Origin of the sequence: Pseudomonas sp. R37(2017) (assembly GCF_002113375.1) — a bacterium.
Lineage (GTDB): Bacteria > Pseudomonadota > Gammaproteobacteria > Pseudomonadales > Pseudomonadaceae > Aquipseudomonas.
Window position 1 is genome coordinate 22981 of the sequence record NZ_NEHO01000001.1, and the last position, 21216, is coordinate 44196.

General features: G+C 60.2%; 15 protein-coding genes. 8 read left to right on the forward strand and 7 right to left on the reverse strand.

Annotation, left to right across the window (positions count from 1 at the left end):
* The first annotated feature begins 23 nt into the window (after nucleotides 1-23).
* From CAG47_RS00115 to CAG47_RS00150, 8 genes are all read left to right on the forward strand, one after another.
* The gene (locus tag CAG47_RS00115) at nucleotides 24-953 is read left to right on the forward strand and encodes a GntR family transcriptional regulator (protein ID WP_085722917.1); all 930 of its coding nucleotides are present in this window, start codon (nucleotides 24-26) and stop codon (nucleotides 951-953) included.
* 193 nt (nucleotides 954-1146) lie between these two features.
* Nucleotides 1147-2430 carry a glycosyltransferase gene (locus tag CAG47_RS00120; RefSeq protein WP_085722918.1) on the forward strand — a complete coding sequence of 428 codons (1284 nt, stop codon included), beginning with the start codon at nucleotides 1147-1149 and terminating at the stop codon, nucleotides 2428-2430.
* Nucleotides 2431-2460: 30 nt separating this feature from the next.
* Complete coding sequence (locus tag CAG47_RS00125) at nucleotides 2461-3855, forward strand: FAD-binding oxidoreductase (protein ID WP_085722919.1); 1395 nt, start codon at nucleotides 2461-2463, stop codon at nucleotides 3853-3855.
* 34 nt (nucleotides 3856-3889) lie between these two features.
* On the forward strand, nucleotides 3890-4252 hold the full coding sequence (locus tag CAG47_RS00130; protein WP_085722920.1) for a cupin domain-containing protein: 363 nt from the start codon (nucleotides 3890-3892) through the stop codon (nucleotides 4250-4252).
* Between the two features lie 87 nt (nucleotides 4253-4339).
* A complete protein-coding gene (locus CAG47_RS00135) occupies nucleotides 4340-5017 on the forward strand; it encodes a carbohydrate-binding family 9-like protein (RefSeq protein WP_085722921.1) in 678 nt (225 codons plus the stop codon).
* Between the two features lie 353 nt (nucleotides 5018-5370).
* Nucleotides 5371-5847, forward strand: coding sequence for a 2,4'-dihydroxyacetophenone dioxygenase family protein (locus tag CAG47_RS00140; RefSeq protein ID WP_085722922.1), 477 nt, complete (start codon nucleotides 5371-5373; stop codon nucleotides 5845-5847).
* Nucleotides 5848-5927: 80 nt separating this feature from the next.
* Nucleotides 5928-8291 (forward strand): arylsulfatase, encoded by a 2364-nt coding sequence (locus CAG47_RS00145; protein WP_085722923.1) that lies wholly within the window; start codon nucleotides 5928-5930, stop codon nucleotides 8289-8291.
* Between the two features lie 115 nt (nucleotides 8292-8406).
* Entirely contained in the window at nucleotides 8407-9675 is a 1269-nt protein-coding gene (locus CAG47_RS00150) for an anaerobic sulfatase maturase (RefSeq protein WP_085722924.1), read from the forward strand.
* Nucleotides 9676-9759: 84 nt separating this feature from the next.
* On the opposite strand, the gene CAG47_RS00155 is transcribed toward CAG47_RS00150, so the two are convergent.
* From CAG47_RS00155 to CAG47_RS00185, 7 genes are all read right to left on the reverse strand, one after another.
* Nucleotides 9760-10593: an SDR family oxidoreductase gene (locus CAG47_RS00155; RefSeq protein WP_085722925.1), complete on the reverse strand. Its 834-nt coding sequence runs from the start codon at nucleotides 10591-10593 to the stop codon at nucleotides 9760-9762.
* Between the two features lie 14 nt (nucleotides 10594-10607).
* Nucleotides 10608-13040, reverse strand: a complete 2433-nt coding sequence (locus CAG47_RS00160; protein ID WP_085722926.1) for an RND family transporter — start codon at nucleotides 13038-13040, stop codon at nucleotides 10608-10610.
* A 36-nt stretch (nucleotides 13041-13076) separates the two neighbouring features.
* On the reverse strand, nucleotides 13077-14135 hold the full coding sequence (locus CAG47_RS00165; protein WP_085722927.1) for a YCF48-related protein: 1059 nt from the start codon (nucleotides 14133-14135) through the stop codon (nucleotides 13077-13079).
* Between the two features lie 76 nt (nucleotides 14136-14211).
* Complete coding sequence (locus tag CAG47_RS00170; protein ID WP_085722928.1) at nucleotides 14212-15573, reverse strand: DUF1329 domain-containing protein; 1362 nt, start codon at nucleotides 15571-15573, stop codon at nucleotides 14212-14214.
* 33 nt (nucleotides 15574-15606) lie between these two features.
* Nucleotides 15607-17436: a DUF1302 domain-containing protein gene (locus CAG47_RS00175; protein WP_085722929.1), complete on the reverse strand. Its 1830-nt coding sequence runs from the start codon at nucleotides 17434-17436 to the stop codon at nucleotides 15607-15609.
* Nucleotides 17437-17504: 68 nt separating this feature from the next.
* Nucleotides 17505-18656, reverse strand: a complete 1152-nt coding sequence (locus CAG47_RS00180) for an acetyl-CoA acetyltransferase (protein ID WP_085722930.1) — start codon at nucleotides 18654-18656, stop codon at nucleotides 17505-17507.
* Nucleotides 18657-19001: 345 nt separating this feature from the next.
* Nucleotides 19002-20639 (reverse strand): DUF1254 domain-containing protein, encoded by a 1638-nt coding sequence (locus CAG47_RS00185; RefSeq protein ID WP_218190667.1) that lies wholly within the window; start codon nucleotides 20637-20639, stop codon nucleotides 19002-19004.
* Nucleotides 20640-21216: the final 577 nt, after the last annotated feature.

Genomic DNA, 21216 nt, shown 5'->3' on the forward strand with positions numbered 1-21216 from the left:
CACCCCGAGCCAGAGGCCCCGCATTGAGCAAGACCAAAGAGAAAAAACCCCGCACCAACCACCTGGAGCTGGCCAGGCGAGTCATCGAGCTTGCTCAGGAAAACGGCATGGGGATCGGCGACGCCCTGTCGGAACAACAGCTCGCACGCACCTTCCAGGTCTCGCGCACACTGATCCGTGCCGCCCTCGACGTCATGGTCGAGCAAGGCCTCGCCGACCATCAGGCCGGTCGCGGCTACGCCTTGCTGGCAGACCCGGCGAGCCAGGCCCTGGGACCGGCACTGCCGCAGGCAGAAGAACAAGAGCTGGCCACTTCGGTATTGCGCGACCGCATGGCCGGACGACTGGGCAACAGCATCAGCATCAGCGAGATCATGCGGCGCTATGAGGTGGGTCGTTCCTCCGCCCAGAAAGTCCTGACCCAGCTTGGCGAGGACCAGGTGGTGGAGCGTGGACCCGGCCAGTCCTGGCAGTTCCGCCCCCTCCTGGACAACCTCTCGGCACTGGAGGAAAGCCTGCGGTACCGCATGACACTGGAGCCCGAAGCGCTACTGACGCCGGGCTTCGAAGTCGACCGCGCACGCCTGTCGCTGCTGCGAGACGGCACCGAGCAGCTACTTCGGACCGCCATCGAGGACTTCGACATCGAACAGTTTCGCGAGCTGGACATCAGCCTCCATGAGCTGATCGCCACCGGTTGCAGCAACCGCTTCATCGGCGATGCACTGCTGCACCACCACTGCCTGCGGCGCCTGCCCAACCTGCTGCCGATGGTCAGCGTGCATCGCCTGCAGGAGGCGCTGCGCGAGCACTTGCGCATCATCGAACACATCGAACGCGGCCAGTTCGAGATTGCCGCCGACCTGCTACGCCTGCACCTGCGCCTCTCTGTCGCGCAACGACCACAGACCGCCAATCGCGGCATTCCCCTGGGTTTCAACCAGCGCCAATAGGCCTTGCAATACCCCCAGACAGGCAGGGCAGCGGCGGGCATGGCTTGCTCGCCTGCCCTGTCACGCCGGTCTTTTTTTGCACACCTGTACAGATCGACCACTGAAGTAATATGTTTTTTTTGAAAAAAATGTACACTCACCAAATACGAGCCGGCTGGAGCCCCTGCTCCCCGACCATGGAAGAAACGCGAACATGTCCAAAGAAAGAATCATCGCCCTGTTCCCCGAAGCCAGTTTCGGCGCTGCGCTGAACTGCATCGGCATTGCCCAGGCGCTGCGCGAGCAGGGCGCTCGCCCGGTATTCATCTGTCACGAATATTTCCAGGGCTTGTTCGCCGAGTACGGCTTTACCGAGTACTTGCTGCCGATCAGCAGCCCCCGGTCGGCCAAGGAGCACCAGCGCTACTGGGAAGACTTTATCGAGCGTAGCGTCCCCTACTTCGACCAGACGCCACTGGAACAGATCGACCTGTATGTCGTCCCGGCCTGGGAAGCGATCATCGATTCCGTCATCGAAGCCGAGAAGCCATTGCAGCAATTGCTCGCCCGTCTCAAGCCAGACGCGATCGTGCTCGACAACGTGGTGATGTTCCCCGCCATTGCCAACGCCGGCTGCCCATGGGTCCGGGTCATTTCCTGTGCCGAAACCGAACTGCCTGACGCGGCAGTACCGCCTTACCTGTCTGGCGTCAGTGCCAGCGACAGGCAGGCCTGCGAGACGTTCCGGGAGCACTACGTCAAGGCCGTCGCCCCGGCCCATGCGCGGCTGTCTCGCTACCTCGAAGGTCACGGGCTCGAACCCTGCGCTCCCGGTCAGTTTCTCGAAGAGTCGCCCTGGCTCAACCTGCTGCTGTCGCCGTCACCGGTGCGCTATGCACGACAGGAACCGCTCGACCCGCAGCGCTTCGTCTACCTCGACGGTTGCGTGCGTCGCGAAGCGCCCTACGTGGTACCGGGTTTCCCCCGACACAACGACGCGCCACTGGTCTATATCAGTTTCGGCAGTCTCGGTGCCGCGGACGTCGCCATGATGAAGCGACTGGTCGACATGGCTGCTGGTCTGCCCTACCGATTCCTGATCAATGTCGGCGCGTATCGCGACCAATACGAGTCCGTACCGGACAACGTCTATCTGGACAGTTGGTTCCCGCAACCGGCGGTACTTCGCGAATGTCAGTTGTTCATTCATCACGGCGGCAACAACAGCTTCTGCGAAGCCCTCTACTTCAGCTTGCCGTCGATCGTCATCCCCTATTGCTGGGATGGCCACGACAACGCCCGCCGCGCCGAAGAAACCGGTGTCGGCCGCTACCTGCCTCGCTTCGCCGACCCCATTGCCGCCCTGCCAGGCGCCATTGAACAGTTGCTGGGCGACAAGGCCATGCACCAGCGCCTGCAGCAGGCCAGTTCCACCATGCAGTCTTCACGCGGTACCGAGGTGGCTGCACGCGCCATCCTCCGGCTACCGATTCCATAGCCGCGCCAACAAAAACAAGAAGCCACTGGTATGACCCAAAACGCACTCGACAGCCTCAAACACGCCATTCCCCTGCCCTATTGGCTGGATGCCGAAGGCCCTCCTCCAGACTTCACCCGACAGGTTGGCGAAGTGCGTTGCGATCTCGCCATTGTCGGTGGTGGGTTCACCGGCTTATGGACAGCCTTGCTGGCACGCCAGCGCCACCCGGACAAACGCATTGTGCTGATCGAAGCCCGGGAGTGCGGTGGCGCGGCCAGTGGCCGCAATGGCGGCTTCTGCGCGCCGAGCATTTCCCACGGCGTGTCCAATGCCCTCAAGCGCTGGCCGACGGAAGCCGAGGCGCTCATCCGCCTGGGGCGGCAGAACCTCGACGATATGCGACGGGATATCGAGCATTTGGGTCTGGACGCAGAGTTTGAACGGGAAGGCAAGCTCACAGTCGCGACGACCCCCTGGCAGATTGAAGGCCTCCAGGCCCAGCGGCGCAAGTACGAGCGCTTCGGCATCGATTGCCAGTACCTTGAGGGCGATGCGCTCAAGGCATACCTCGACTCGCCCGGGTATACCGCAGGCCTGTTCGAGTCCAACTACGCGCTGCTCAACCCGGCGAAGATGGCGCGAGAACTGCGCCGGACATGCCTGGAGCAAGGCGTCGAGCTGTACGAGCATTCGCCGGTTTCGAATCTTGTCCGGCACACGGACGGTCTCACGCTCGAAACCGCCTACGGTGTCATCCACACGGACAGGCTGGCCTTGGCGACCAATATTTTCACATCGCTGCTACCTGGCCTTAAGTCCAAGGTCATTCCGATCTACGACTACGCCCTGACCACGCAGCCACTGAGTTCAGAGCAGCTCAAGAGCATCGGTTGGGAAGGACGCTACGGCATCGCCGATTCGGGCAACCAGTTCCATTACTGGCGCAAGACCAGGGACAACCGCATTCTCTGGGGCGGATACGACGCGATCTATCCTTTCGCGGGAAAACTGGACGAAGGCCTGACCCATCGCCCGGAAACCTTCGTCCGGCTGGCCGAACAGTTCCTTCAAGCCTTCCCGCAGCTGGGGGACATTGCGTTCAGCCACGCCTGGGGCGGCATTATCGACTCTTCCGCCCGCACCACGCTGTTCACCGGCAGCGACGCGGACGGACGCATCGCCTACGCGCTGGGTTTCACGGGTCAGGGGGTATCGGCCAGCCGCTTCGCCGCCGCCACCATGCTCGATCTGCTGGCCGACCAGAAGACAGAGCGCACCGCCTTGAAAATGCTCAGCCGCGCGCCTGTACGTTTTCCTCCCGAGCCCTTCCGGTACCTCGCCGTGAACCTCGCCCAACGCGGTCTGGAGCGAGAGGACAGGACCGGCAAGCGCAATTTGCTTCTGCGAACCATGGACGCCTTCGGCGTAGGTTTCGACTCCTGATCAATTTGGCCATCCAACAAAAAAGAGAAAACCCATGCCCAAAATCCCCGCCCATGTCACTGACTTCGCCTCCAGCCCTGTAGAAGCACTGGTTCGCGACATTACCGATCCAGCCATCGTCGAAGCACCCTATCGGAGTCAAACCTGGCGCCATTTCACTAATCCGCAGAAAAACTTCACGGCCGGCATCTGGGAAGCCGGGCCGCACAAGGAACTCTGCAACTGTGATTACGACGAGCTCTGTCACCTCCTGGAAGGCCGTGTGCGACTGACCGATTCGGAAGGTGCCAGTCGGGAATTCGGCCCTGGCAGTTCATTCGTAGTGGCCGCGGGTTTCAAGGGCACCTGGGAAAACCTGACTCCAGTGCGCAAGGTGTACGTGATTCTGGGGGCCTGATCGCCTATGCATCGAGGATGCCCGACTGGGGCTCCTCGAATGCAATCCGACTGACCCGCAGTGACATCAGACCAGAGGAATCCATTGATGGAATATCGAGTTAACCGCCTGACCGAAGTCGCTACAGCAGGGGCGGATTGGTCTGCGACGATGTGGCGACACGCCGAGTCGATTCCTGTCAACCAGTTCCGCCCGGAAAGCAGTGACCACCACCCGGTGACCGAGGCAAAAATGCTATACGACGATGCTGGAATTCACGGCATCTTTCGGGTTCATGACCGCTACGTGCGCTGCACCCATACGCAGTTCCAGGACCTGGTGTGCAAAGACAGCTGTGTCGAAGTCTATTTCCAGCCCAAAGCCGGACAACCTGAAAACAGCGGCTACCTGAACCTGGAAATGAGTGGGAACGGCACCTTGCTCAGCTACTACATTACCGATGCGCAGCGGGTGCCGGGCGGCTTCAAGGAGTTCGTCAAGCTCACCCCCGAGCAAGGTCGGCAAGTGGCCATTTTCACGACGCTGCCGCCAAGGGTAGACCCTGAGCTGAAAGACCCCATCGTCTGGTGCCTGCAGTTCTTCCTGCCCTTCTCCTTGCTGGAAGCCTATGTTGGGCCTCTGGGGGAGCTTTGCGGACAGACCTGGCGTTGCAACCTGTTCAAGTGCGCGGATGAAAGCTCGCACCCCCATTGGGCTTCCTGGCGACCAGTACCAGAACTCAATTTCCACGCCCCCGAGACATTTGGCGCGATCAGGTTTGCGTAAGAAAGATCAGCCCCATACCGCCGGACCTGCACAAGCCAGGCTAGAAGAATCAACCCGGTGGCGCTCCTGTTGGCGCTGATGATTTTGGCCCAGTTGCCGACATGTCATTGACCCGGTTTGTTCCTCGCGAACCATTGCCTTTACCGGATTTGTGCTGATTTGGAGGTGGGTCAGTCTTGCATCAGCGCGTGGGTCAATTCGGCATTGGCGTCAACACCTGATGGTTCCGTGAGCATCGCCAGGATCAAGGCACTCCCCCTCGCCGATGGGGGGGTAATGGTTTGGGGTCCTCTTCAGGATGTCGCTTTGTACACCGCGTCAATCCACCCGCCGACAATGAGAGAACAACAAACATGTTTTTTGAAAACATTGATACCGCCGCGATCAACGATGAAGACCTGCCGTGGGTTCCGTTCGCGCCTTACAGCGATGAAGTCTTTATCAAATACCTCAAGTGCGATCCGATTCGCGGCGAGACCATCACCCTGCTCAAGGCACCGGCCGGCACCGTTCTGCCCAAACACCATCATTCCGGCACGGTGATCGTCTACACCATCAAGGGCGGCTGGAAGTACCTGGAACACGACTGGATTTCCAGGCAGGGCGGCGTGGTGTTCGAAACCGCCGGCTCCAGCCATACCCCGGTTGCACTGCCTGAATACGGCGACGAAATCATCACCCTGAACATCACCCAGGGCGACCTGCTGTATTTCGACGAGGATGACAACCTGGTCGCCATCGAAAACTGGAAATCCGGCGTCCAGCGCTATCTGGCGTTCTGCGAAGCCAATGATGTCGAGCCCAGGGACATCACCAGTTTCGCGGTCTGACCGATCCCGCACCGCCCTCAACCGCCCGGTTCCCCACCGGGCGGCTATGCCGTTGCAACACGCAAACCTCGGAGACATCCATGTCCCAGAAGCTACATCCCGCCGGGCCTTTTGCCTTGAAACTCTGTGCGCTGCTGGCGACATCGGGCGCCTGCGCGCAGGACACACTGCCTTTCCCGCCCACGCCATCGGCCAGTGATGCGCAACCGACGCTGCAAGCATCAAAGCACCAGAAACGTAAACCGCAATCCCACCTGCCTGCCGACGCACCGAACATCCTGGTGATCATGCTCGACGATGCGGGCTTTGCGCAGTCCGATACAGTCGGTGGCGCGATCCATACGCCGACCCTGACGCGCGTGGCCGACAGCGGCGTGCGCTACAACGCCTTCCATACCGCCGCGATCAGCTCCGCCACCCGTGCCGCACTGCTGACCGGGCGCAATCACCACCGCGTCGGCAACGGCGTGATCGCTGAGTTGGCCACCGATTGGGACGGCTACACCGGCAAGATCCCCAAAAGCTCGGCGACGATGGCCGAGGTACTCAAACAATATGGCTACAGCACCGCCGCTTTCGGCAAATGGCACAACACCCCGCCGATGGACACCACGGCCGCCGGGCCTTTCGACACTTGGCCGACGGCCTACGGTTTCGAACACTTCTACGGTTTCCTGGCCGGGGAAACGTCGCAGTACGAACCGCGTCTGTACCGCAACAACACGCCGATCGAACCTCCACGGGACGGGAAATATCACCTCAGCGAAGACCTGGCCAACCAGGCCGTGAACTGGTTGCAGGAGCATCAGACCTATTCTCCGGACAAGCCGTTTTTCATGTATTGGACGCCAGGTGCCGTGCACGGCCCGCACCAGGTCAACGCGCAGTGGGCGGACAAATACAAAGGCAAGTTCGACGCCGGTTGGGACGTCTACCGCGAGCAGACCTTCGCTCGCCAGAAGGCCCTTGGCTTTATCCCGCAGAATGCTGTCCTCACTCCACGCCCCGCAGAATTGCCGGCCTGGGATAGCCTGTCGGCTGAGCAACGGCAGTATCAGGCACGCTTGATGGAGGTGTATGCAGGGTTCCTGGAACACGCGGACACTCAGGCCGGCAAGATCCTCGACGAACTCGAACGTTCAGGCAAACGCGACAACACCCTGATTTTCTATGTATTGAGCGACAACGGCGCTTCCGCCGAAGGTATGGAAGGCACGATTAACGAATTGCTGGCGCAGAACGGCATTCCGGTGCCAAAGGAACAGCAGTTGAAAGTCCTGAATGACATGTACGGTGGCCTGTCCGCGCTGGGTGGCCCGAAGCTTGAAAACATGTACAACGCCGCCTGGGCCTGGGCAGGTTCGGGTCCTTTTGTCGGCACCAAGCTGGTGGCTGGCTACTTTGGTGGGACGCGCACGCCGCTCGCGGTTTCCTGGCCAAAGCAGATCAAGGCGGACGCCCGGGTTCGCGGGCAGTTCCATCATGTCAACGACATCGCTCCCACCGTCTATGACGTGCTCTCGATCACCCCGCCCAAAGCGGTCAATGGCATCGCCCAGGACCCGCTCGACGGCGTCAGCATGCGCTACACCTTCAATGACGCCGAGGTGAAATCGAAAAAGCCGACCCAATACTTCGAAGTGCTGGGCAGCCGTGGCGTGTACAAGGACGGCTGGATGGCTTCGGTGTTCGGTCCGCGCAAGCCGTGGGTGCAAGGGTTCGCCCAGTTCACTGGCTGGGACTCTAGCAAGGATCAGTGGTCGCTGTTCAATCTGCAGGATGACTACTCCCAGTCCAAAGACGTCGCCGCTGCCAACCCGGAAAAACTCGCTGAACTGAAGGCGGAATTCGATGTGCAGGCCGCGGCCAACCACGTCTACCCGATTGGCGCGGGCCTTTACCCCTTCCTCAACCCTGATGCGCGGGTTTCCACCCACCGGCGCGAGTGGCACTTCAATGACCGCGTGCAGCGCTTCCCGGAATTCCCTGCACCCAACCTGCGCAACCGGAACAACAGCGTCGTGGTGGATGCCGACATACCGGCCAATGCCTCGGGCGTGTTGTATGCCTTGGGCGGTATTGGTGGTGGCGTCAGCCTGTACATGGATGACGGCTTCCTTGTCTACGAGTACAACGCCCTGGCCATCGCTCGGATCAGGTTGAAGTCGGCCGAGCGGATTCCCGCCGGTAAAGTCAGCATTGAAATGTTGACCGTCATGTCTTCCGCCAAAGCCGGCGCGCCGGCCAACCTGGCCATGCGCCTGAACGGCAAGGAAATTGCCAGCGGTACGACGCCGTTTACTCCGCCACTGACCTTCACTGCCAGCGAAACCTTCGACGTTGCCGTCGACGAGGGCTCGCCGGTGACCCTCGACTACTTCGACCGCGCCCCGTTTCACTTCAATGGCAAGGTCAATGATGTTCATGTGATGTATTTGCCCTGAAGTGGCCAACGGTCCGCCCCCCAACCATGGGGGGCGGCCGATCCTGTTCCAATCGCTAGCCTTGGATGCTGACACCGCAGCGTCCCGCCAAGCGGTGCGAACACGGCCAGTCACCATGCCTACCCACGACACCCCGCCCCAGGGCCTGCATCTCATGGCCAAGCCAGTCGGGCCGATCTGTAACCTGGATTGCAGCTACTGTTTCTACCTGGAAAAAGAACAGCTCTATCCGCCCCGCGAACGCTTCAGCATGTCCGACGAGGTGTTGCGCGCCTATGTGCAACGCTACATCGAAGCCCAGACAACTCCCGAAGTTGAATTTACCTGGCAAGGCGGCGAGCCGACGTTGCTGGGCCTGGATTTCTTCCAGCGTGCGATCGCCTATCAACGTCAGTTCGCCGGAACCAAGGTGATTCGCAACACGCTGCAGACCAACGGCACGCTGCTCAACGATGACTGGTGCGCGTTTCTGGCCCAGGCAGGGTTCATGGTCGGGATCAGCCTTGACGGTCCGCGTTTCGTCCACGACCTGTACCGCCCCGACAAACGCGGGCGATCGAGTTTCGACGAGGTCATGCGCGGCCTCGCGTTGCTCAAACAGCACAATGTCGAGTTCAATGTGCTGGTCACCGTGGCCCGCGAGGTCGCCCGCTACCCGCTGGAAATCTATCGTGCCCTCAAGGCGGAAGGCGTTCGGCATATCCAGTTCAATCCGGTGGTGGAGCGCCAGCCGAGCACCTCGCAAATCACTCAGGGCCTGCATTTCGCGACCCCGCCCGAGCTGCGCTTGCACGCGGTACCAGAACCCGCAAGGGTGACGGAGCACACGGTCGACCCCGAGGCCTATGGCGATTTTCTTATCACGATTTTTGATGAGTGGGTGCGCCAGGATGTTGGCGAGGTTCATGTCATGAACTTCGAATGGGCACTGGCTTCATGGTGTCAGCTACCGGCTTCGGTGTGCCTGTTCAGTCCTCGCTGTGGCAAAGCGGCGATCGTGGAGCACGACGGCAACGTCTACTCCTGCGATCACTACATGTATCCCGATTACCTGCTGGGCAACCTGAAGACCGATGACCCCGCCGTGCTACTGGCCTCCCCTGCGCAACAAGCCTTTGGCGCAGCAAAGGAAGAGACGTTGCCGACGTATTGCCAGGAGTGCGACTACCGTTTTGCCTGCCATGGCGAATGCCCGAAGAACCGCTTCATGAATGCCGCGAATGGCGAACCGGGCCTCAATTACTTGTGCCCCAGCTACAAGAAATACTTCCGCCACCTGACGCCCTACATGAACGCCATGGCTCAATTGGTGAGCCACAAGCAACCCGCGGCGTTGATCATGCAGGCTTTCGCCGGCCCGTTGATCGTGCCGCTGGATAAGTAGCCTTTCAACTCTGAAACCTGAAGTGGCCAAACTGTTCGCGCAGCTGACCACCCTCACCGCCGTAGTACTGGCTGGCCAGGAAAATCACAGGTAGCCGATCTTCCGGGCGTCACGCAGGATCACATGACGCATCAGCCTCAAAGACAGGCGCTTGAGGTGGAAAACCAGTTTGGCAAACGGCCCGACCAGCACAAGGTCCTGGCCTTTCTGCACAGCACGGACCATCGCCTCGGCGACCCGTTCCGGTTCACATCCGCTGGCCTTGTAGTAAGCCTGCAGCCGCTCGATCTTCTCGCCACTGATGGAAGGCGAAATGTTGCCAGGGGACCGAGTGATGGCGGTATTGATGATGCCGGGGCAGACCGTGGTGATGTGGACATTGGAGTCGGCCAGTTCCATCTTCAGCACTTCACTGAAACCGAACACCGCCTGTTTGGAGGCTGCGTAGGCGCCCATGCCCGGCGACGGATAGATACCCGCCACCGACGCCACATTCAGCACATGCCGCACCCCACCTGCCTGGATCATTTGCGGGATGAAGTGATGACAACCATGCACCACCCCCATAAGGTTGATGTCCATGACCCGCCGCCAGTGCGCCAGGTCGCTTTGAAGAAACGACCCCAGGTAACCGATGCCGGCGTTGTTGATCAACACATCGATCGGCTTCTGCTTCATGTACGGATGCTCGGCGAGCGACTGCATCTCGTCGTGATTCGAAACATCCACCTGATGGATCATGCAAACAGCGCCGAGCGCTACGATGTCGGCCTGAAGCTGTTTCAATGCCTGCGAATCAACGTCCGTGGCAATGACGTGCGCACCACGGCGAGCGAATGCGAACGCCGCCGCACGACCGATGCCCGAGGCGGCACCGGTGATCATGACTTTCTTGTTTTTGAGATCGGGAATGGCCATGTGGGTTTCCAGTTTCAAGGGTTGCGACGGAGCAGGAAGTGCGACAACGCAGGGATCAACACCAGGGCACCGATCATGTTCCAGACGAACATGAAGGTCAGCAGAATGCCCATGTCAGCCTGGAATTTGATCGGCGACCAGGCCCAGGTGATCACGCCTGCCGCCAGGGTAATGCCCACCAACGCCACCACTTTGCCGGTGAACGCGACTGAGTTTTTATAGGCTTCGGCCAGCGACAGGCCTGCACGTTGTTGCGCCAGTTGCACGCTGAGCAGATACAGCGCGTAGTCGATGCCGATGCCAACGCCCAGGGCAATCACCGGCAAGGTCGCCACTTTGACGCCCATGCCCAGCCAGACCATCAACGCCTCGCAGAGGATCGAGGTCAGCATCAGCGGCACCACGGCCACCACCACCGCGCGCCAACTGCGGAAGGTGATGAAACACAATACGATCACCGCGGCGTATACGTAGAACAGCATGGTGCGGTTGGCGTCGCGCACGACAATGTTGGTCGCCGCCTCGATGCCGGCGCTGCCGGCGGCGAGCATGAATTTACGATCATCATTGCTGTGTTCGCGGGCAAACCGATCGGCCACTTTCACCACTTGATCGAGGGTTTGGGCCCTGTGGTCGGAGAGATAAGCGATCACCGGCATCATCGAGCAATCGCTGTCGAACAGTTCCGGGTTATTCACCGAGGCTTGTTGCGCGCCGTAATTGAGGACGTTCTGGTTGCGGGCGATGGTCAGCATTTTCGGGTTCCCCTCGAAGGAACCTGCCGTGATCTGCCGCACGGCGTTGACCAGCGACACAGTGGTCTGCACACCCGGTTGCTGTTGCAGCAGCCAGCCGAGTCGGTCCGCTTCCACCAGGGTTTCGTATTTCAGGCAGCCTTCGCTGGCGGTTTTAACCATGACGGCGAACTGATCGCTCGACAGCGAATAGTTCGCTGTGATGTAGCTGTTGTCTCGGTTATAACGCGAATCGGCACGCAACTCGGGTGCTCCGGGATCGAGGTCGCCAATCTTCAGGTGAGTGCTGACCATGAAACCGCCAACGGCCAACAGCCCTGCGACCACTACTGCCATCGTCGCCCAGCGCCGCTCGGTGAATCGGTCGAGCAGACTCCACACAGTGCCCAACCCTTTGCCCTTCAACTCCTTGCTTTCCTGACGCAAGCTGCGCGCCGCCGCTTTCGGACTGACACCCCAATAAGACAGCAGCACCGGCAGCAGCACCAGGTTGGTAAAGATCAATACCGCTACGCCGATGCTCGCCGTGACGGCAAGGTCCTGGATCACTGGGATGTCGATCAGCATCAGCACCGCAAAGCCAACCGCATCGGCCAACAACGCGGTGAGACCGGCGAGAAACAAGCGGCGGAAGGTATAACGCGCGGCGATCAACTGATGAGTGCCGCGACCGACGTCCTGCATGATTCCGTTCATTTTCTGTGCGCCGTGGGAAACGCCAATGGCGAACACCAGAAACGGCACCAGGATCGAAAACGGATCGAGTGCGTAGCCGAACAAGGTGATCAGCCCGAGTTGCCAGACCACTGCAACCACCGAACACGAGATCACCAGCGCGGTGCTGCGCACGCAACGGGTGAAGGCATAAATGATGGCGGTGGCAATCAACGCGGCCGCACCGAAATACATCATGATCAGCATCAGGCCATCGATCAGGTCGCCCACCAGTTTGGCGAAACCGATGACGCGGATCTTGATCGGGCCCTTGCCCTCCTCGCCGAACCCAGGCGTTGCCTTACCGGCAAATTCGAACTTGCCGCGCAACTGTTCTTCCAGGGTGCGAGAGAACTGGTGATAGTCGATAGCGGCACCGGTGACCGGGTCCTTTTCCAGAAGCGGCACCACGATCATGCTCGACTTGAAGTTGTTGCCGACCAGGCTGCCGATGATCCCGGAGCGGGCGATGTTCAAGCGCAACTGCTCGACGCCACTGGCTGAACCGTCGTAGGAGTCCGGCATCACCGGGCCGCCGCGAAAGCCATCCTCCGTGACCTCTGTCCAGCGCACCGACGGCGTCCACAGTGACTTGACCCAGGCGCGATCCACCCCGCTGGTCAGGAACAATGTGTCGTTGACCTGCTTGAGCACTTCCAGGTAAGCCGGGGCGTAGATATCGCCCTCGGTGTTTTCCACCACCACCCGCACCGTATTGCCCAACCCGCGCAGTAACTGACGGTTCTCCAGGTAGTTTTTGATGTACGGCTGGCTCTGCGGGATCATCTTCTCGAAGCTGGCGTTGAGCGTGAGCCGGGTGGCGGCGACATAGCTCAGAAACACAGTGACGATTACGCAGGTGAGGACCACCAGCAAACGGTGATTGAAGATCAGCCGCTCGAGGAAGTTGCCGGAACGTGCATCGAAGCCCTTGAGCTCGCGAATGACCGGCATCGTATCGGAGTTGTAATTACCCATGACGTGGCTCGTCTCTTGTTATTGTGGGAAGTGGGCTCATTGCACAGGCAACTGGCGCAAACCCTGCGCGCCCGCGATCACCACAGAACTCGAACCGACGCTCTGCACCGCTGCGGCCGGCCCCAGGCGGTCTTGTGGCTTTTGCGTGAAACTTGCGCCGTCATCGCTGCTGATCAACACATGCCCGGCCTGGCTGACCAGCACGATTCGGCCATCTGCCGTAACAGAACTGGCAGTGATGCTCGAGGCCAGCCCCAACTCGACCTTGTCCCAGCTCGCGCCGTGATCGACGCTGCGATAGACATTGCCCCGCAGGCCATACACCAGGACAACGCCCCGCTTGCCCGTGACGCCGAAGTAACTGCCGCCGTAAGGCGTCGGCACATTGACGAAGCGTTGCGTCAGCGGGTCCAGTCTCAGAACCAGACCCTGCTCGCCGACGATGAACAGGTCATCGCCGATGGCTCGCATCCCGTACAGATTCAGCCCGCCCGGATTGTCTGTGCGGTCCATCATCGGCACCCAGGTCTGCCCGCCATCGTCGGTGCGGAAAATCAGGTTGAATGCACCGACGACGTAGCCGGTTTTGTCATCGATGAACCACACGTCCAGAAAGGGTTTATCCGCGCCCTCGTCGATCAACCGCTGGGCATCGGCCAGCAACGCCTCATTCGGCGCCGATTGCCGCTTATAGTGTTCGAGCACGATCTGCCCGATTTGCCGGCCATCGAGTTGGCGGGTCCAGGTTTGCCCCTGGTCGGCGCTGTGCAACACGACGCCGTCGTGCCCCACAGCCCAGCCTTGGGAGGGGCTCGGGAAATGCACGGCGACCAGATCGGAACTGACCGGTACCTGCGCTTGAATCCAGTGCGCGCCAGCATCATCGGAAAGAAAAATGTGACCGCGCTGACCGACCGCGATCAAGCGATTACCCGCATGGGCCAACCCGGTGAATATCCCGTGAAAGGCTTTTTCGCTTGCAATCGCCGGACTTGACAGCGGATCGACAAACTCCGCAGCGACCACGGGCCTGGTGAATGGCACGGCAACCGCCACGACCAGCGCAGCGAGCGTTATCCATCTAAATGCATTCATGACGTTTACTCGGCCAAAAAAGCCGCCGGGCAGTGACGAGCCCACTGCCGGCGACAAAAAACCTGCATTTATGGCGTTAGCGAATGCCAGTGCCAGCCAGTGACTCAGGTGCCCATTGCGCTTTCGAGAGCGGGTCGATGTACTTGACGCCGCCATAGGGGCCATAGATGCCGGTGATGTTGTAGCTACCGGAGACCAGGTCATAAATCATGTGGTTGTCGGAGTTCGGCGCCTGCACGTCATAGCTGTAGGCCAGATGCGCGAAGGAACCGCGGTACAGCTTGCCGCTGGCGTCGTATTCGTCGGACGCCAGGGCAATCCAGCTGTCTTCGTCGAGATAGAAGGTGCGCTTGCTGTAGATGTGGCGCTTGCCCGGTTTCAGCGTGGCCTCGACTACCCACACCCGGTGAAGCTCCCAGCGCATCAGGTCCGGATTGACGAAGTGCGGCGTGGTGATCGCGGCGGCGTCCTTGTGATAGTTGAGCTTGTAGGTGTTGTAGGGAACGATCATTTCCTTCTTGCCCACCAGCTTGAAGTCGTAACGATCCATCGCGCCGTTGAACACCCAGGCATCGTCGTAGGTCGAGGCACCGGCCGTGCCGGGGTTTGGTGTGTCGTAGGCGATGTCCGGAGCCAGTTTCACCCGACGCTGGCCCGGCAGGTATTGCCAGCCGCGACGCTCCATTTTCAGCGGGTTGACCGCGTCCTGCACCAGGATCGCTTCGCCGGCGCGACGGGCTGGGGCCTGATAATAGAGCTTGGTCTTGAAGAACAGATCCGTCTCTTTCGCCGCATCGGTACGCTTGGGGTCATAGAGCGGGTATTCGAGCCAGGCGTTGCCGGACGTGGCCAGAATCGCTCTGCCGGAGCCGTCGACGTTCCACGAGTCATACTTGATGTGGGTGGCGTAACCCTGATACCGCAGCAGATGGTTCCACATGGCTTCATAGCCGTCTTGCGGAATCGGGAACGGTACGCCCGGCAAGGCATTTTCCAGGGCCAGGCCACCTTCCAGGGTTTTCGCGCCCACGGCATTTTTCGCGGTGTTGTCCAGCAGCCGTTGCGGTAGCGCGACGCTGCGATGGGTGGGATACAGATCGACCCTGAACCCGGGGTAGCGCTTGAGCAACTCCTGGGTGGTGGCGGTCAATTGGCCAGCGTACTGCCCGAGGCTTTTGCCATCGATCACCGCTCGCGGCTTGTCGGCCTCGAAGGGGTCGGGGCGAAACGAACTGCCCGGCTGAAAGCTGGTCGGCGCCGTGGTCAGGCCACCAGTGTAGGCGGGAATAGTGTTGTCGGCATTGCCGGCCGTTTCGGCTCCGACGCCGGTCAGGCTGCTGCCCAACCTTGCCGCTTGGTCCGCCGATACCGCCGCGTGGGTCGAACCGGCGAAGGCAATGCTCAGGGCGGTGAACAATAGGCTGTTGATGAACTTCATGCTGTGACTCCTGCGTTCTAGCAAAGATTTCGATCAAATGGTCGTTTTGAAGGTGAACGTGACCATGCCCCGATCCTTGAGTTGAGGTTGCGTGCCGCCGAATGCCGTGGTCTGCCCCAGCGCGCAGTTGTATTGGCCGTTGGCCCCTGGCGCGGCGCCATCGCCTTGCGCCCTGGCGCTGCCCGCCGAATCGCAAGTGTCGAAGGGGCCGAAGTTGTCGACGTACTTGAGGTCGAACCGGTACTGGTTGTGCACGTCCATGCCAACGCCCACCGAGTAGCTGCCGGAATCCTTGTTACCGCCCAGTTGCACTGCCGAATTGCCCGACAGACCGACGTTGTAGTTGAGCGGCAAATACAGATCGATGCCGGGCGTCACCTGATACCACGTAGGGTTGAAGTTAACGCCCAGGACGTAGTTGTCCCTGGTGACCTTGTCGACACCGCGATACCAGTCTTCGCCCTTGAACAGCTGCTTGTTCTCGGTGACGTCAAGCCAGCGGCTGTAGGCGAGTTCAACCAGCAAGGTCGAGCTGTCCCAGACGGGAGTGGCGCCGAAGGTGGTCAAACCGTTGAGCACCGCATGCACGGTGTTTCCGCGCGCCACGCCGTTGTCGCCGTCGAAACTGCTGATGAAACCTGGCAAACCGGCAGCACCGGCCACTGGATTGACTGTTGCCGGTACGCTGGCCAGCGGCATGTTGTGGCGGTAGTTCAGGTCGAGACCGACGCTGACACCCTCGATGCTTTTCGACAGGCTGAGACCGTAGACATCGATGTCATCGACATAGAACTGGTTGTAGCTGCCGACGTTGCCGGAAATCAGTTGGGCAGGACCTACCGCCGTTGGCTGCAACACCAGGTTTGGCAGAATGTCGGAGGTTTTGCGGTAGTAGACACCCAGGGTGCCCTCCAGCCACTCCGGACTCCACTTGGCCATCAGGCCAAAGTCACCGTGATTGTCCGGGGTAAACGTATGGCCGTTGGACAGACGCAGGAACTGGTTGGCACCCAAGGGACCGGGTGTGCCGAAAAACGGATTTTGCCCTGCTATCAACGAAAGGTTGTGGCCACCATTCTGGATGCCGTCGTTAAAGCCCAGGTAAGTACCCGACTCCGGCAGGCGCGCCGCATCCCAATCCAGGAAATATTGCGCGGCGACCGTCAGTTCCGGATTGAGGGTGAAACTGGTGGACAATTGATTGCGCGGAATGAACAGTTCCTTGGCTTCGGTACCCGGTACCGCCAGTGCCTTGGATATATCCAGACCGGACTGGCCATAGCTATTACCGTGGGCAAAAGCCAGGATGGTTTCCCCCCAGTAGACCGTGTGCCTGCCGGCCTTGCCGCTGAGCAGCGATTCGTCGCCGATTTCAGTGCTGCCGAACACGAAGGCATCGAGAATTTCCGAGGACGGACCGTTGTAGTAGCGATCGACGTAGCCGCTCTGATGACGGGAATCCGGCCGGCCATCATTGATCTGGTTGGTTGAAGCGTTGTCGCTGCCCAGATCATCGTAAGCGTGGTCATACCAGGAGTTGGCGCTGACGCGCAAACCAGCTTTGTCCTTGTAGACCACGTCCAGTTCGGATAACACGTCCAGCCGCTGGGCTACTGCGCTACCGGAGGAAAAGTTGCGGTTACCGTCGTTGTTGTTCCATGAGTGGGCCAACTTACTGTTGGCGGCCTCCACACGCTGGGCGTAATTGAACTTCAGCGTATTGTCGAAACGAACAACAAGGTCTTCATTTCCAGTGTTGATCTCCACAGCCCCCACGGGCGCGGTGCCCAGGCCGGAGAGAATGGCGGAAGCCAACAACCCTTTGCGAAGGTTTGCATGGCAGATCTTATTATTTTTGTTCATCCAGCTTGCCACCTGCTCTATGGTTTACGAAAAGTCATGGGTTGAATCACGGCGTAATGAGTCTCCTCTCAGGTGCGCTGCAGAAGGGTCACCGACACCTCCCTGCCCAGGGCGGTGCTATGCTGAAGCGCCGTGCGGGCGCCGACGATTTGTCTGCCTTCGGCCAGGTTTCGCAGTTGCCAGACAAGCTCGACCAGTTGCGCCAGTCCAGTGGCACCCGGGGCGTTTCCGCGCCCAAGCAGGCCACCGGACGGGTTGACTGCGTTCATCTGCCCTTTCAAGGGGCCGTTGAGTTGTACAAACCGGTGGATTTCGTCCTCCCGGCAAAAGCCCAGCGCGGCACTGTTGACCATGAAGTCGCCGACGCTCTGGTCGTGGAGTTCGGCGACGTCGATGTCCTCGGCGCCGATCCCTGCCTGCTGATACGCCTGCTGCGCCACCCGCCGGGTGGTTGCTCGCCCAAGCACGTCCAGTACGCAGTCCGACTCTTGCTCCGAACTGCTGTCACTGCCCCTGGCACTGGCCAGCACGCGGACGTCAGCACGCGCGCCGAAACGCAAGGCGAAAGCCGGGGTGCAGATCAAGATGGCCGCGGCACCGCAGGCCGGCGGACACAGATAAGGCGCGAACCTGCCATCGCGATCCGGTGCGCGATTCAGCACGGCATAGGGGTTGAGCCAGGCCTGGGTTCGAGCCCGCTCGAGTACGTGTTCGAAGCTGCTTGCATAAATGCCCTGCTGCTTCGACAGCCAGCTGTTCTGTGCAGCGAATAGCTGCATCGGTTGCTGTCGTTGGGAGATGAACCCATTGACGCTATCGAGTTGAGCGGGCGCCGGCGGATCATCGTGAAAGCCGAAAAACTCGCGTTCGCCAATGCGTGGCGGAGTGCACTCCACGCCCACCACCAGCACACACTCGGCCTGGCCGCACTGCAAGCTGTTGTGTGCCAGTTGAAAAGCGCTGCTGGCCGCCACGCAAGCATCGGCGAGACTGAATACCGGTAGCCCCGAATACCCCATCTGCGATAGCGCATGCTCGGCGATGCCAGCTCCACCGTGGACGCAGGAGGTAAAGACCTGGTCGACCAGGTCATAGTCGATTCGCGCATCGGCCAGCGCCGCACGTATGGACTGCCCCGCCATCGTTGCGTGACTGGCGCTGCAACCCAGCGGCTGAAACGGCACCATCCCCGCGCCAGCGACCAGCACCTTTCCAGACATAATCTTTGCTCCCCACCTGCGTTGCGCTACAGCGCTCTTGTTGGGGCCAGACTATTGATTCGTCGAGGTGCTTTAACCCCCATTGGCAGGGGGGTATGGGTTGGAATCGGACCGGGGGGCTTGAGGAAGTCTTCAGGCAGGACGCTGTGGGCGGGGGGTGTCAGTCGGCGACTTCGAAAATCCCCGGCATGAAGACTGCGGCCACCGACGCGAAGACGTCAGCGAAGAAAGAGGATTGGCATGGTTGAAACCTCCCTGGGCTCGCAAGGTGGAACTCCAGGGACAACAGGCAATCCCGCCGCCAGTGCTGGCGGGGGATTGCCGATGGTGTTGCAGAGCGAAAGACTATTTGACCAACTCGATTTCACTTGGCCGCCACTTCTTGCTGAAGAACGGCTCAAGCGGGCTGTAGAGACGCAGAATGACGAACCAGCCCTTGCCTGGCATGGTCTGGATCCAGTTGCCACGCGCCACGCCGTTCGGCTGCTCCGGCGAGAAGTAAACCGTGGTGGAACCATCGGCGCCGGCTTCGGCGGCGGGCGACGGATAGCTCTGGCTGCCGGCGCGCGGGAAACGCTGCGGCGTATCGAGCATTGAGCGCGTCATATTGTCGTAGGCGGTCAGCGACCAGAAATTCGCCTCGGGAATTCCCTTGGGCAAGGTCACCTTGTAGGTTTTGGCGCCGTCAAAATGCTGTTTCTCGCCATCCATGGTCGCCAGCAGGTACTGCGAGCCAACGCCCGGCAGCCGCATGGCCATGGCCGGCGTGATGCCGGTAATGCCGTAGAAGAAGTTGGTGCGGGCATCCATCGTGCGATAACCGGTGTCCGGGAAGGGTTTGACGCCTTCTTGCGTCACCATCGGAATCGGCGTCTCGAACTCGTAGCCGGTCTCGAACAGGAAGTTGAACCAAGAGGATTTCGGGTAGTAGAACCAGCTCGGATCCCGTGGGCTCACGAACAGCGTTCGCGCCGTAGCATTACCCACCGCAAGCGCTCGGGTCATGATCCCCTTCATACGCTCATCAGGCGCAAAGGGTTTGCCCTTGACGATGCCGAGGGCGGCAATCGGCCCCATCAGCTCCGGGTCTAGCGAGGTTGCGGGTTCTTCCTGCACGATCTGGTTGAGCAATTCGAAGTAGCTCCAGTCGCTCGGCGGCACCGTGTTTATCGCCTTGCCGCTGCCCTCGTGGAAAACGGTCGGCGCCACCGGCGTGGCACGTCCGAGCGGCGCCTTGCCGGCCAGGAACTCGGCCAGCGAGGTGCCGACGCCGCCAGGCTCGTAGGGATAGATCCTGGTGAATGTGCGGATCGTATCGGCGACCGGCTTGGGATCGCTATGGTCCTTCAGGAAGGAGCGACCGAACCAGAGGACGTGATTGGTACGGGCATGGGCAACGAAGAAACCACCCTGCGGCAGGGTCCCCTTGTAGTCCGGTGGAACGATCAGGTACTTGCCGCCCTGCCCCCGGTCCGGACCCGGCGCGCCCATGTCGATGACCCAGCGGAACCAGGCGTCCTGCACCACCCCCAGCAACCCGGGCGGCGCTTCGAGCACCACCGGGCCCTTCGTCAGGTCGATAGAGCCCATGACATAGACCGTATCGGCGTTGGCGGTAAGAAACAGCGACTTGGAGTCCATCAGTTCGGAGAAGATGAGGACCTCGTTGTCCTTGACGCCCAGGCTCGCCATCCCCTTGCGCAACGACAGGATGCTGACGCCGCGCATGTTGTCCATGAACGCGCGATAGGCCAGGCTGAAATCGTGTTCCTCGTAGAGCTTTGCGGTCGCTTCAGCGTCAGGTACGCCATCGCGGAACTTGAGTGAGCCGAAGCTGGTTTCGATGCGGTCCGGCGTTACCAGGGACGGCGGAATTGCAGCCTGCTCCACCGCCGAGCAGGTGAGTGCGAAGGACATCCCCATTGCGCTGGCGACGCGCACGCAGTAGGTGATCCCGGTTTTGTTTTTAGGGCAGGTATTCATCACTGTGTTCCCATTGAATGGCAGGTTCCTGAATTTGATACTGGAGGCGGCCTCGTTTTTCAGAGCCTCTCCGATAATCGCTCTTAAATTCCCTGTGCGTTCTGCATCGCCCGGGAGGAGTTTTCCAGCTCGGTACCAGCATCCTTGCGCACGACCTCGACCACCAACTTGCTGCCGCCATCCATGAAGGCCGCATCGGTAGCGATGGTGGTGTCCTGGTCACTTGGTTTTCATTGCTTAAGTCCTATTCATATAAATATGAAAAGTACGGAATCGCCGGTGAAACAACAGTCCCATTTGATGAAAAAATCGCATATTAAAGCGCGGACGCTACAGTGCAGCCCCTTGAGCACCGCCATGTATTGCATTGCAATGTTCGCAATCCCAACAGGAGGTTAGATAAACAACTTGTTTACTGCAAACACGCACACCGATTTGGTTATCCGGTACGCAAACAAGCAAATCGAATCTCGATGACCCTGCTCAAAAGGACTGTCGGAAAAACACCCTCGTCATTAAGCTCGAAGGTCGGAAGGATCGTACGGGAAATGAGACTCCGCTCGTCACTCACGATTTA